This window comes from Nostoc sp. CHAB 5836, from assembly GCF_020829445.1.
Lineage (GTDB): Bacteria > Cyanobacteriota > Cyanobacteriia > Cyanobacteriales > Nostocaceae > Nostoc.
On sequence record NZ_JAIVFV010000167.1, the window covers coordinates 1 to 14,873 of the forward strand.

Genomic DNA, 14,873 nt, shown 5'->3' on the forward strand with positions numbered 1-14,873 from the left:
TACGTCCAAAAAAATAAATTTGTGTGCTGTCCTTGACATTTTCCAATATATTTAGCTTTCAGTTCATCATCCAGACATAACATATAAATAATTTATTATCTAGCATCCCTAGAGAAGAATGATACTATTTTTCATTCATTAACTGATTTTACCTGATTTTTACCTATTTTCGAGTTTTTAGTATTCCTAATTAATTAACAAACATCTGACTTTTTCCTATTGTATTATTCACAAATTAGTATAAACATAGTGGGTATAGATTGAATAAGCTTACAAATGTCATTCTAGACTCTCTTTCGGCTCGTCGTGACGGCAGCACACAAATTTATTTTTTTGGATGTAACTAATTCTCGATCATGTTTGGAATTATTCGCTTGAGTTTTCTTCCAACTTTTACGTGCCTGATCAAATAAATTGTAGGAGCTTTGTTTCGAGGAGAATGTGACCTCAAAACCAAGCGCAATATCCTATTCTAACTCGCTCAAAGTCAACCTATTCTTTGTTATAGTCTCAAACTACATTTTCACAATAAATATAGATTAACCTCGCTCTAATTATGTTTGCAAAGACTCCAGAAAGGCAAATGCAGATGGTCAGGTGGCTGCTAACCTGTGGTTGGCTGCTCCTGATTTTTTCCCTGTTTTATGACCCTATCTCACCTTGGCTAACTGACCCCAACAATACACTGAGTCCTTTACGCATTCATCCAGAGGTCTGCGTCAAGGTGCAGGGAGTTTGCCTGGAACAAACACCCTATGCTTTGGGAGCACGAATATTCTGGACAATGATCGTTCCTGCTGCAATTTTTATTCTTCTAGTTTTTGGGCATGAACTTTGGCGACGCATTTGTCCCCTGTCATTTCTTTCTCAAATTCCTCGTGCGCTAGGACGGCAGCGACAGCATCGGCGAGTCGATCCCAAAAGCGGAAAAACTTCCTATGAGTTAGCCAAAGTCAAAAAAGATTCTTGGCTTGGTCGCAACTATTTGTACCTACAGTTTGGTTTATTTTATCTTGGTCTGTGCATCCGGTTACTCTTTGTCAACTCTGAGCGTTTGGCACTGGGTATTTTTTTAATCATCACAATTTTGTCAGCGATCGCCGTAGGCTATCTATATGGTGGGAAATCTTGGTGTCAATATTTCTGTCCAATGGCTCCAGTGCAGAAAATCTATGCCGAACCGAGGGGACTGCTGGCCAGCAAAGCTCACGAGGGCGATCGACAAACCATCACCCAATCCACGTGCCGTATTGTTAACCAGGAGGGTAAGGAACAGAGCGCCTGTGTTGCCTGCCAAAGCCCCTGCATGGACATTGACGCTGAACGGTCTTACTGGGATGGCATTACCAAACCTGACCAAAAGTGGCTCTACTACGGCTACATTGGACTAGTCATCAGCTTCTACTATTACTACTACCTCTACGCAGGCAATTGGGATTACTACTTCTCTGGCTCCTGGACTCACGAGGCAAATCAACTTACTACCCTTTTCAGTCCTGGGTTTTACCTGTTTAACAATCCGATTCCAATTCCAAAGCTAGTAGCAGTGCCTTTAACTTTAGGTTTTTTTGCTTGGGGTAGCTATTTTCTAGGATGCAAGCTGGAGAAAAGTTACAAGAATTACTTGCTACGAACAAACCAATCCCTGAGTAAAGAGCAGATTCAGCACCGGATTTTTACCCTCTGCACCTTCATCGTCTTCAATATCTTCTATGCGTTTGGGGCCCGTCCAAATATTAATCTGCTGCCTTTGTGGTTGCGATACTTTTACGATGTCTTGCTGGTGGTGGTTAGCACCCTTTGGTTTTACCAAACCTGGAAAAGTAGCCCAGAACTGTACTTACAGGAAAGCCTTGCCAGCCGCCTTCGCAAGCAGCTCAGTAAGCTCCATGTCGATGTCTCTCGATTCCTTGAGGGACGTTCTTTGGACTCTCTCAATCCTAATGAGGTCTATGTGCTGGCGAAAATCCTCCCTGGTTTTACGGAAGAAAGGCGACTCCAGGCTTATAAGGGAGTGCTACAGGAAGTGTTAGAAGAGGGCTACTCGAACTCCTCCAACAGCTTAGAAGTGCTACAGCAGATGCGCCAAGAGCTAGATATTAGCGACAAGGAACATCTGACAGTCTTGACAGAACTGGGGGTTGAAGATCCAGACTTGCTCGACCCCAGCAAGCAGCGAAGCAGAGAAGATCAGGTGCGCTTGCAAAGCTATCGCGACCAGATCGCAAGCATGGTGGGCAGTAAGCGACGGCGGAGTGCTAAGGGACTGGGGCGAGAGCTGTTAAAAGTGGTGCAAAAGAAAAAGTCCATTCAGGACGTACTCCCAAAAGATCCTCAGGCTGTGCGATCGCTAAGACGAGAGTACGCCATTACCCTGGAAGAGGAAGAAAAAATCCAAGCGAGCCTTGACGAGGAAGCAGACTTGCTCCGTAGATCTGATATCCTTTTGAACCAGCTACAGGAGTTGTTTGAACGCTACCAAGCTTTGAGACAGCCCCTACTACCAGATAAAGCAGCAGCTTGGACTTTACTGCAATCAACTGTCCAGCAAAAACAACGACTGATTGCCAAGGGTGTGCTGGAAATTCTCAAAAGCTTGGAGCAGGGGATTGAAGCTACCCGCATTGCTCTTACTCTCGGTCGCCTAGCGTCGAATGTGTTGCCATTGCTTGAGGATGAGACATCCCAATGGCAGAAGCGCTTCGGTTCAAAGGTAATTTCACAGTTGATTCAACAGAGCAACGTGGCAACTGATACCATACCTCAGATAGAGCCAGCAGTAATTGTGAGCCATTTGGAAGTGCTGCTCCAAGAGCCAGACTCACTCATCCAGACAGTTAGTCTCTATATGATTTCTCAACTAGATGTTCAACGCAGCCAGGAGTTGGCGCAGCAATTGCTCGACTCCAAGCTAACGGTAAAGGCTCTGGTGCGAGAAACTGCCCAAATGCTACTGAAGCAGCAAGTCCAACCCGGCACTGCTCATGCTGCCCTTAGCACTATTGAAAAACTGCTGTACCTATTCGGTAGCGACTTGTTTAGCAGCCTGAAGACTGAAAACCTGGTGGAACTTGCTTACCAGGCTCAAGTCAAGGTGTACAATGCTAATGAAGTTGTGATTGAGCAAGGTAAAAAAGGTAAGGAACTTTTGTTACTGATCAAAGGAGAAGCCCAACTTCAGGTCAACCTAGATGACGGAAAGGTAATTGTTGAAAGCCTATTACCGGGTCAAATACTGAATGAAATGGAGATTTTGGCTCGCACTGAACAAGGTGCCACAATAGTGGTCACAGTCGCAGAAACACACATCTTGGCTATTGATGTAGATACATTTGAAGCCCTCTTGTGTCGGGTTACGAACTTTGCCCGGAGGGTTTTGGAACGGAAGAGTCTTCTCCTGCAACAATTAGTTCAGCACAAGCGAGGGAGCCATTAAAATAATTCGTAATTCGTAATTCGTAATGACGCTCGTTCCTCGCTAACGCTGCGCTAACGTAATTAAGTCTTGTAATCGGGATTTAAACCCCAATTGCATTACTTACCGGTTACAGAATCGGGGGACTTAAACCCGCGGAACTTGTTAACTAATATCATGTTCGGAATGGCACTAAGAAAAGCTCTAAGCTTTGCCCTAAGCCCTAACTGGTTAAGAGTCTCCAGGCTGGGAATGGCACTAAGAAAAGCTATAAGCTTTACAAAATAAGCACTACAGCTTTAAAAGCTATTGAAGAGTGAATAGATGAAGCAGGCGATAGTCCTTAATGCAGTACTGCGATCGCTAGTAGTCCACCAGAGCAACTTTGATGGATGAATAAGTTCGTAGTAAGGACTTTAGTCTTTGATTTGACGAAGAAAGCGCTCACTACGAACAAGCACATTGTTGACTTGCCAGACTACTAGAAAAAAAGTTCAGCATTTTTGGCGATGGCGTACCCGGCGGCTAGAAGCGCGAACGCCGTGTCTTTTAAATATAACAATTAATACATAAACAAAGTTCTAATTAGTTTTTGGCATGAGGTTAATTTCCTGCTTCCACTGCTCATTTTTGCCAATGACTAACGTTCCAATTAGCTGTGATACCAAATCCGAAAGTCTCTCTATTCCCATTCTAGTTCTAAACTGGGCATCAAACGTTGCAAGTTCTTCAATGACTTGCCTTGCCAGTAAATATTCGTGGAGCCTTGTACCATTAGCTGCATATTTTTTTGCTGTCGCACCTTAATAACGAACTTCGACAGCACATTAATTCCTGAACTATTAAGAAATTTCAATTCCCGTAGGTTCAGTGTTAAAGTTAACGGTCGTTCAACAACCACATTATCTAGCAACTGCACAATGGGTGCATATTCTTCCATTCCACCTAACCGTAATGAACCTTGAAAAATCACAGCTTTAGCCGCTGCGTCGTACCAGATGTTGTAATTTTCGGTTTTAATCTCCATTCACCTAAAGCCTCTTAGATATTCGTGGTCGCCAGGTAGTTTATATCATTAACTGCACCATTGTGCTTACAATGATGACTTCTGGTTGCTTTTGGACGGTCTCGAACTTCCAACCTATTTTGGTCAGATAATCGTTGATCATTGTCAAAAAACCCAATCCCGAGGCGGTGTGTGTCTCATCTTCCGCATTCTTTTCTAACTGACGGATATACAACTCACCTGGGTCACAGGTCACTAACTCCTGGATGAACGTTTGAAATTTTCCGACCGCTTGAGGATTGACACTGTTAATTGTAAGAAACACAAGTCTATCCTCATACAGTTTGAGCGAAACGCTGATGAAATAGTCTGATGTCTCGTCTTTAAACTTCATGGCATTTTCTAACAACTCGTTGGCAATGAAGCTAACAGCACTCTTTACCTCCCCTTCGATGTCACCTTTAGTAAAGAAGACTGCAAAGTAATCAGCCATAAAATCAGCCGACAATCCATTGGTTCGCCAACGCTGCTTGAGTGGGACGGAGGCAGGCGAAAATACGATTTCCAAGTATTCCTTACTCTCAACCAACTCGTCAATGAAGTCTCCAAATATTTTCGTCATACTCAACAAATCCTCATTCGCCACCTATTTCTGCTTCAATACAAGCATCGTGATGTCATCGTAAACTTTTTGCTTACCAATATGCCCCTTTACATCGTCAATTACGGTCTGCTTGATTTTATCAGCTGAGCGACGCCAATTGAGTTTGACTAACTCACACAGCCGCTTTAACCCATATTGTCTGCCGAGTATGTCTTCTGCTTCGATGATGCCATCGGTGTAAAGTACTACCACATCCCCTGGATGTAATTGCACTTCCGTTTGAGCCACGAACACAGCAATGTCTGCTTGCAACCCAAGGGGAAATCCTAAATCTATCGTGTCTATCTGCTCTAAGTGTCCACCAGAGCGCACCACAATCATCTCTTCATGTTGCCCCGATAAACGCAGTCTGCCTTCTTGGTAGTCCAGCAAGGCTAGGGTCACGTTTTTATCAGACCTCATCCGCTGCACATTGTCGTAAATTGTCCGGTTGAGTACGTTTAAGAATTTAGTGGAGTCAGTTTCATTGCTGGTCAGTAGGGTACGCACAGCAGTTTGCACCATAAGCATCAACACGCCGCTCTCTAGACCGTGTCCGCTGACATCACCAATACCGATCTTGACGAGACCCTCATGGTTCAGTACGTCGTAGTAGTCGCCGCCCATCTCATCAGCAGGTTCCATAAACCCTGAAATTTCTAGACCAGCAATTTGACGAAGTTCTTGCTCTTTAGGCAGGAGCATCTGTTGCAATTCACGGGTAACTTCCAGTTTTGCTGCCATGGAGCTATTTTCAGCGTTGAGACGTTGGTTGATCTCGATCTCAATTCTGAGTTGTTCAACCTGCTGTTTTAATTTTTCCTCACGAGTCTTTATTTGTTCAGTCATTCGTTGGAATACGCGTGCCAGCCGTCCCAGCTCGTCACTGCGATTTGCTACTTCATCTAGTGTATGAGATTGAAACGTTCCTGCTTCAACGGCAGCAGCAGCGTTAGTAATAGAATAGACTTGCTGCAAGTATCTACTCATCTGTTCATTTGTGTTATGTAGTTCAGCTTCAATATTAGTAGAGTGTTCAGTAGTAGTTTCTAGCAATATTTCTAAGTCCGACTTTTCATTTTCCCGATCAAGGAGTTGTTGCTTGAGACTTTCTATTTCTACCAACAGTTGCTCTACTGATTTATTTTTTATTTGTCCTTTTTGCATATTTTTTTGCTGAAATCTTTGCTTTAAAATAAAGCAATTTACAGGTCTGTTATATTATGATTCATTGTCCGGACATCATACAGCAAATTGCAGGTTTATGAGCTACAGTTACAGCAGCGTGTAAACCAGTTTTTTAAATGCTTGGGATTAATAGGTCTTAATTCCAACAAAACATTTATTTAATCCAAAAATACCAGATTTTTACTAATGCACACTCCTATAATCGTACCTTATTTACCTGCAATCTGCTGTATGACACTCTACTTTTTGAGGTATATCTTGGCTGTTTTGGCGAAGATATACCTTAAAACAGTTATCAGTTATCAGTTATCAGTTATCAGTTATCAGTCAGCAACGGCGTATGGTGGGGGTAAAAGTTGCGCCACCTCCCCTGACACCATTTTGGTGGGGGACTTAAACCCAAGGATAAATAGATCACTGATAACTGAAAACTATTCACTGTTCACTGTTAAAACACAGTTCCCCACCCGCTCTGTTCGTTTATTTTTGTTTGAGTACCAGTAAAGTGATGTCATCAAACACCTTTTGTGCGCCAATATACTGCCGTAAATTCCGAATCACTGCTTCATTAATCTCGGTGGCGCTTCTTTGTCGATAGTACTTAACCACCTTACACAAACGCTCAATGCCGTATTGCACTCCATTGATGTCTTCCGCTTCCGTAATACCATCGGTGTAAAGCACTACCACATCTCCAGAGTGCAATTGCACCTGCTCTTGGGCGATGAAGTCAGCAATCTCCGAGTCCAGCCCAATTGGAAAACCGAGATCCATTGTCTCTACTCGTTCTACTTCCCCTGACGCTCGCACTACCACCATCTCTTCATGTTGTCCGCTAATGTTGAGTTTACCTTGGTGGTAGTCGAGTAACGCCAGCGTCAGATTTTTATCGGTATTCATGCGCTCGACATTCTTGTAAATCGTGCGGTTGAGTACATCCATGAATCTCACTGGATCAGTCTCATTACTTTCCTGAAGTGTTCTAATGGCAGTTTGTACCATTAGCATCAGCACCACACTTTCTAATCCATGTCCGGTGACATCGCCAATGCCAATTTTGGCTGCCTCATTGTTAGCGAGTACGTCGTAGTAATCGCCACCAACCTGATCAGCAGGTTCCATAAACCCAGCAATTTCCAATCCCGGAATCTGGCTGAGTTCGTGATCTTTGGGCAGGAGCATTTGTTGCAACTGACTCGTAATTTCTAGCTCTGCACCCATCCGGAGATTTTCAGCTTTGAGGCGTTCATTTAGGACTGTTATTTTGTGATTAGCTTCAGAGAATTTATTGATGATTAGATAGGAAATGCCAGCAAGCAGGACTAAAGACCAACCGTAGGCAAACAGACGATAAATATTGACGGTTTGAATTGCTTTTTGATAAGAATCATCATAAGCAGTTTCTAGAGTTTTGGCCTGCTGTGCTATGGGAATATTTAGAATTTGATTGGTCAGTTCGTCTACTTGAGGTTTGTTATTGAGAATAATTATAGTATGAGAAATTGTCAAGTTGATTGAGAATTGTTTCTCACTAACTTTATACTGGTCTTTAATCTGGGATAGCTTCCTTATCTGTGCTTTGATAAGCGGTTTCAGGTCTTCACTAGCTGTGAGATTGTAGAGCAGAATATCATATAGTAGGTTGTTAAGAGTGGTTTTTAACGGGACAAACCATTTTTGATCAGAGGCTGGTTCTTTGATTTCAGCTATCAGTGTTGGAAGGTAACGTAGAGAGTTTTTCAGTGTAGCATTCTGAGATTTGAATCGTTCGCTCAATTTTTCTTTTTTCTGAACTAATTCTGCTTGCTCTGCGAGGAGGTTCTGGATTTGCCTTTGCTCTTTTTTATCAATGAAACTGGGAAATTTTTGCATCTGTTGTTGAATCTTTTTTTGGGCAGTTAAACTATTAACTAATGAATCGTAGGAGTTGAACAGTTCATATCTAAATTTAAGGATATCTTGATTAAAAGTGGCATCTTTTTCCTGCAACTGGACTATAGCGCTACGGTATATCTGGTGTTGGTTAAAATCAATGGACAGGCTTTTACTTATCAGAAAAGCCAAGATGAGAATGGCAGCCAATGCAATGAAGACTGTTTGCAATTGGACATGTTTCATAATGGCTTTCCCTGGTACTCCCCTGTTAAGGTTATAAGGAATTTAATAATGAGAGCAATATCTGTTTGGGGAAGCTGGCGACCCAACTGATACTTAGCCATAACCTTAATTGCTTCTTCAAGCGTTTCAGCAGAGCCATCATGAAAGTAAGGAGATGTTAAAACAATGTTCCGCAAACTGGGAACCTTAAAAGCATAGCGATCGCGCTCATCCCCTGTAACATTGAATTGTCCAAAATCAGCTTTGGTTACTTTACCGCGATCGCTAAAGTAATCCTCAAACAGCCCAAAGGTTTGAAACATATTACCACCGAGCAGCATCCCTTGATGGCAGCTAATACAGCCATAAGATTTAAAGCGACGATACCCTTGTTTTTCTTCTTCAGTTATGGCGTTTTGATTGCCGTGTAGAAATTGATCGAAGCGCGAATTAGGAGTATATAGAGAGCGTTCAAACGTAGCGATCGCATCTTTAATATTATCGCTGGTAATCCCATCTGGGTATAATTCTCTAAACCAAAAGTCATATTTAGAAAATTGCTTAAGCTTATTAATAACTTCTAACCAACTTCCCCCCCCCATTACACGCTCTGATAATATTACTTCCCCAGCTTGAGCTTCTAATGTTTCAGCCCGTCCATCCCAAAACTGCTTAAAATTAAACCCACTATTAAATACTGTTGGTGAATTAACAAAACTCAATTGCTTTTGAATCCCAATAGAACGCACTAATCGATCTGTGCCACCTATATTCAAGTTGTGGCAGCTAGCACAGGAAATCTTATTATCACCAGATAACCGAGGCTCATGAAATAGTTTATCTCCCAGTTTCACTTTGCTTTCATTAAGTTCTAACTGAAGCGTAATAGGCTGGATTGGTTCATGAAGTGCAATATTTGCTTTTGATTCACTAGGTGCAATTAATAGTTGCTGTGTTTGCCAAAAATCCTGCCACCAAAAGATAAATACTACTCCACAAAAAATAAGTATGGGAATCAGGTAAAATCGTTTAATGAACTTATTTTTAAAAATCATTTTAACTCCTGTCCGTGGGTTTAAGTCCCCCGCTTCAATAAGAAGGCAAGTTTTGCGGTGGGGTTAAAATCCCCATTGCAAAACAAAATTCACGTTAGCGACGCAGGAGCGTCATTACGAATTACGAATTACGAATTACGAATTATTTTAATACTTGCTGTTCACAACCAATTACCTATTAAAACAAATGGTGCCCAGTAGTAAGGATAACGATAATTTGGCGATCGCAACAGGGACAACTGAGCTTGACGAAGTGCCTCAGCTTTAGTTACTCCCGGTTGGTTCAATTCTGAATAAAACTTGTTCATCAGTTCAACTGTAGATTTATCTTCTACTGACCAAAGCGTTGCTAATGTACTACGTGCCCCGGAACGCACCGCCACCCCTGCTAGTCCCAGAACCGCTCGATTATCACCTGCGGCAGTTTGGCAAGCACTTAAAATTAACAATTCTAAAGGACTTCGACCAGGGCGATCGCGTGCTTGCAATAATTGGTCTAATTCTTTAACATTAATCCGACCATCCCAAGTCAACAAAAAGGTATTCTCAGCCTGGGAAGAGAACTGGCCGTGAGTTGCTAAGTGAACAATGGGGAAAGGTACATTGTCGATTTCAACTTTCAGGCGATTCCGGGTAAATTCTTTGTTTAAGAGAACTTCTGTAGGAACTATCTTTGCAATCTCCCGAACTTCCTCTTCCACTCCCAGCAGTTTGGAAAACCCTTGACTAGCCTCAGCCAAACCTCCCACTAAAGTTTGCAATTTGTTTAGGGAAAGTGAAGGTGAATACAACATCTGCAACCCTGGACTCAAAGCAAGGTTATATTTTTCAATCAGATACTTCTGCTGCTGACTATCATAAAGTGCCGACATGGGTACTCCGCGCAAAACTCCATCTAGTACAAACACTAAAGTTTTAATATCATCCTTTTGCAGTTCTGCCTCAATTGGACGGATTAACCAGTCATAAAAAATTTTTTGTGGACGAAGTGAATCTAAGTAGATGTAACGGGTGAAGCCAGCAAGCAGATCTTTGTAGACACGCTCGACCTCACCGATTTCTCCTGGCTGAGAATTAGGCTTCAGAGCTGTTGCGTAGTATTTTAAGGGCTTTTGAGGTCGAGACAAAATCACAGCAAGGCGATCGGGTAAAATAATCGAATAGATGACCGCAGCATTGGGATCTAACTGGTCGATTGGTTGGGGTTGGCTGGTTATACAAGCTTCCCGAAAGAAGTTGGTCAGTTGTGCTAGTTGGAGTGCTTCGATAACATCACGAGCAAGTTTGAGATTTTCCTGATTAATCTCTGTTTGCTTTATCTGTTGAGAAGCTTGGGGTGGCAAGAGCAAATTGACCAGTTCTCGATAGACTGGTTCTACACTATCCCGAAAAGTAAATTGAATTTCTGGGTTAATACCAACTAAGTCCTTACGCAAAGATTGAAGAGTTTCATAAGCTAAGGTGTAGGCTTTGAGGGCGCTTTTTTGGTCTTGTTGAGTTTGGTAAATTCGTCCTAACTGCCATTGCCAAAGATAGGTGATACTAGAATCATTAAAAGCAGATTTCTGCTGTAAAGCTTGTTCAGTTAATTGTCGTGCCTCTGCCAATTTCCCCATTTGCTGGTAAACTCCTCCTAGATAACCACGCACATCGGCTTCGGCTTGCTTGTCTCCCAATTGTTGAGCTTGGTTGAGGGCAGTTTGTAAAATTTGCCCAATTTCTGGCCATGAGGGAATTTTTGAGGATTCAAGAGTTTTAACACCAGTGCCCGTAGGTATATTCTTGACGAAGCTACATAGTTGCAGAATCGGGGATAAAGCATTTGATGAGTTTTCACTCAGTCCTGATTGCAGACACATCAAGCTTTGAGCAAATTTAATGTGAGCATAGACAGTGGGATGACTAATAGGTAAGTCATTGAAGTTAGACGTGATTTCAGATAGCAAGGTTGGTACTTCAGACCATTGTTGAGTTTGTACCAAAAGGCTGAATCGATTCAATTGAGCTTGTCTTTTGATATCTAATGAGGTAGATGATTCAGCTTGCCGATAGCAACTAGTTGCCTGTTGATACAATTGGGCAGGATTGGCTATACTGGTTGCTTGGATACAGTCTAGAGACTGTGTGAGTACTATCGTTTGTTGCCTTGGTGTTTCTAACTGTATTTTTCTATTGCCCAAAGACCGGACTGTATTGCCTAAACTCAGGTAAGTAGCAGCCAGATTTGGCAAATCTCCTGATTGTTGAGCTAATTGCCCAGCTGCGAATAAGACCATTTGCGATTGTTCGAGTTGACTAACAACTCGTAAAACATTGCCGAGACTACGCAAAGCCAAAATATGTAAAGACAAGGAATTTTCCTGCTTGACAAATCGTTTTTGAAGGGTTTCCAATTCTTCTTTTGTGATCTGGCAGTTTTGATGATCAAGCTCTAAAATTTTGAGTAAGGTTTTGCAAGCCATTGGGTAAAGACCCAAGTTTTGCATGGCTTGAGTTTGGTTAATTTGGCTTCTAATTGCACCATTTTGATTGCCGAGATTTTGATAAATTTCAGTCGCTTGTTTCCAAGTTGCTAAGGCTGCTTCTGATTCTCCTAATGCTAGTTGCAACTGTCCTTGAATGTCTAATGTGGAACTGAGGATTTGCGCTTGCTCTGGTGTTTTTGGCTGTGTTTGGAGAATATTTAAGCTGGTAGCGATCGCTTTTTTGCCTTGCTCCCACCTCCCAAGTTGTTGAGCGGTGAAGGCAATATTGCTCAACGCCATTGCCTGATTAAGTTTATCCTCTCGCGCTGCAAAAGCCGCAGCAACCTGTTCCCAAACGGTTAGAGCTTGTGCAAATTGCCCATTTTTGTAAAGGGATTTGCCTTGTTCTACCAACTGTAAAGGCTCTTGTTGAGTTTGAGCGATCGCAGTTGATGCCCAAACCTGGGTAGTAACCACCACTCCTCCCACAGACAAGAAAAATAATAAAACTGCTAAGATTAGCGATCGCACTTGACTACTATAAAGTCTAGAAACTATGAAACCACTCTGTTTATAACCGCTAATTTTCGAGAAAAATCTTGCTTTGAGCCATTGCCATCTCTGTTTTTTTTTATTCATATTTTATTGATTCTGTCAAGTCATTTACAAAAATAGATATCTGGTAGAAATTAAATAAATATGCATTACCCAGAACCCTTGTAGAGACGTAGCACTGCTACGTCAAAACAATTCTTTTTCACTCCTATCTCTAATATCTATAGGACTTACGCAAAAACCCTCTCAAACTCTCATACCTCCGTGAACTCTGCGTTCTCTGTGGTTCGTTTTCCGTTCCCTTTGCGTAAGTCCTAATCTATTTTCATCTTTTATCCTGCGTCTCATCGTGCAGGACAACTATCCTGACTTTTCACGGTATGTGGAAAACCTCTCTCTAAATCTCTCTCCTTTTAGGAGAGAGACTTTGAATTTTCCCCCTTAGAGCATCGGGAAGGGGGTTAGGGGGTTAGGTTTTTCGTTGACTTTTTCACCTGACCTGAATTGTCAGGACAACTATCTAATTTCTTAGGTAAGCGATGAATTTCAGTGACCTTGGGATTGTAAGCGGTGAGAATTACTTCACCTTGATTGTTGAATACCCATCCTTGAGCCGGGACAATCCGGCTGGGGATTTGGGATTTTGAATTCTGGCTAGAGGCGATTTTCTGCGGTGGTTTGACATTGCTGACGGTTGACACTGGTTCAACTAAACCAACCTGAGTAGCTTCTTGGCTCAAGTCTTCGTTGGGACTAGGAGGTAACCCACCCCGTCCGGTGATCGTAAATTCACTCCCAACACCTTTACTACAGGGATTTTGGGCGATTTGGTCGTTGGGATCGACAACAGTTGCGGGTAATTCCACTAAATTCCGGCTGGGATCAATCAACCGATTGATGTTTACCACTCCCGGATTACCACCAAATTCTGAACTAGCGGTGATGTCATTTAACAAATCTCTGGGTTTGTCCCGAAATTCAATCCCAAAAATCCCAGTAGCTGTAATATCAACACGACCACCGTCACCATAAGTTGCATTGGCGGTTATATCACTACCCTGTGGTTTTGAGGGTGGTGCAACTAAAAATTGGGTATCAATCTTAATGTTCCCGCCATCGCCAATTGCCCCTGGTTGGCTTTCAATACCTGCATTGGTAGTAATTTTGCTGTCACCTGACATCAGCAATAAATCTGCTACTTCTAGGCTAATATTGCCGCCTCTTTCTTTGGCGGTTTCAGCTGAGATTGTTCCCTGATCCAAAGTTAGAGAATTGGCTTGCAGAAATATATCACCTCCTATGCCGCTTCCCCTGCTATTGACAGAAAGTTCGGCACCATTTTGAATCAGGACATTTTTGGGGGAGCCAATCACGGAGATATTACCGCCATCACTGGTAGAAGTGTTTTCAGTCTCAGCTAAGACTGCTGTCCCCAAATTAGTTAGACTGAGGCGGTTTTGCGCGTTCAGTGTGATATTTCCTGCTTTGGAACTAGCTGAAGTGTTAGTGCGGATTTTTCCGGCGCTGGAGAGTTCAATAGTGTCAGATGTGACATCAATATTACCAGCATTGCCATTTCCGTTAGTATTAGCGCTAACAATAGCCGCATTACTGATCTGCAAACGAGGAGTGTTGATTGTAACCCCTTCGGAGACTCCGGTTGCGCCAGTCCCGACTTCACTGGCGATCGCAGAAGGAAGAGAGCGATCGTTCGTACCGTCAACAACTACACTATCTGTAGCTGCGACTCGAATCGCACCAGAATTGCCCTTCCCTAAAGTAGTAGTATTTAGTTGTGCGCCATTGGTAACTCTCAGGATCGGAGCATTGATTTCAATTCCTCCTGACTTGCCCTCAGCAGTATTTGTGACTTGGCTAGTTGCAGCACTGCCGTTGCCCAGTCCCGATTTGCCATCAAAGATTACCTTGTCACTGGCAATAATACGGATCGTACCTGCATTGCCTGAGCTTTTGGTGCTGGCATCCAAAAACGCACCATTCGTCACCTCCAAAATCGGGGTGTTAACTACGATGCCGCCAGAGTTGCCATTTGCTCCGTCAAAAACTTGACTCAGTGCGTAAGTGCGGAGATTGGTTCTCGATTCGCCATCAAAGATTACCTTGTCAGTGGCATTAATGCTAATCGTGCCAGCATTACCTGAACTTTTGGTGCTGGCATCAAGAGAACCGCCATTCGCCACCTTTAAAATGGGAGTGTTAATCTCAATTCCATCTGATTTACCTACACTCCCCTGTTCCACTTGGCTGAATACTGCACTGCGGAAATTTTTTTCAGATACGCCATCTACCAATACTTGATCGCGGGCAGTAATGCTGATTTTGCCTGCATCTCCTTTTCCTAAAGTACTGGCGCTAAGTTGACCGCCGTTGGTAATGGCTATACTACCTGCGTTAATCTCAATTCCATCTGATTTACCTACAGCCTCCT

General features: G+C 42.7%; 7 protein-coding genes and 1 pseudogene. 1 reads left to right on the top strand and 7 read right to left on the bottom strand.

The window, feature by feature from the left end; translation table 11 throughout:
- Positions 1-583: 583 nt before the first annotated feature.
- The gene (locus LC605_RS25325) at positions 584-3,436 is read left to right on the top strand and encodes a cyclic nucleotide-binding domain-containing protein (protein ID WP_229550259.1); all 2,853 of its coding nucleotides are present in this window, start codon (positions 584-586) and stop codon (positions 3,434-3,436) included.
- A 661-nt stretch (positions 3,437-4,097) separates the two neighbouring features.
- Here LC605_RS25325 and LC605_RS25330 read toward each other — a convergent pair.
- The 7 genes and pseudogenes from LC605_RS25330 to LC605_RS25360 all read right to left on the bottom strand — a co-directional run.
- Entirely contained in the window at positions 4,098-4,442 is a 345-nt protein-coding gene (locus LC605_RS25330; protein WP_229550260.1) for a hypothetical protein, read from the bottom strand.
- Between the two features lie 40 nt (positions 4,443-4,482).
- On the bottom strand, positions 4,483-5,067 hold the full coding sequence (locus LC605_RS25335; RefSeq protein WP_229550261.1) for a DUF6272 family protein: 585 nt from the start codon (positions 5,065-5,067) through the stop codon (positions 4,483-4,485).
- A complete protein-coding gene (locus LC605_RS25340; protein ID WP_229550262.1) occupies positions 5,068-6,231 on the bottom strand; it encodes a PP2C family protein-serine/threonine phosphatase in 1,164 nt (387 codons plus the stop codon). It lies immediately after the preceding gene.
- A gap of 501 nt (positions 6,232-6,732) precedes the next feature.
- Entirely contained in the window at positions 6,733-8,370 is a 1,638-nt protein-coding gene (locus tag LC605_RS25345) for a DAHL domain-containing protein (protein ID WP_229550263.1), read from the bottom strand.
- Positions 8,367-9,404, bottom strand: a complete 1,038-nt coding sequence (locus tag LC605_RS25350) for a cytochrome-c peroxidase (protein ID WP_229550264.1) — start codon at positions 9,402-9,404, stop codon at positions 8,367-8,369. Before LC605_RS25350 ends, LC605_RS25345 begins: the two co-directional genes overlap by 4 nt.
- A 161-nt stretch (positions 9,405-9,565) precedes the next feature.
- The gene (locus tag LC605_RS25355) at positions 9,566-12,508 is read right to left on the bottom strand and encodes a CHAT domain-containing protein (RefSeq protein WP_229550265.1); all 2,943 of its coding nucleotides are present in this window, start codon (positions 12,506-12,508) and stop codon (positions 9,566-9,568) included.
- 377 nt (positions 12,509-12,885) lie between these two features.
- Positions 12,886-14,873, bottom strand: a pseudogene (locus LC605_RS25360) (hypothetical protein); the annotation flags it as partial.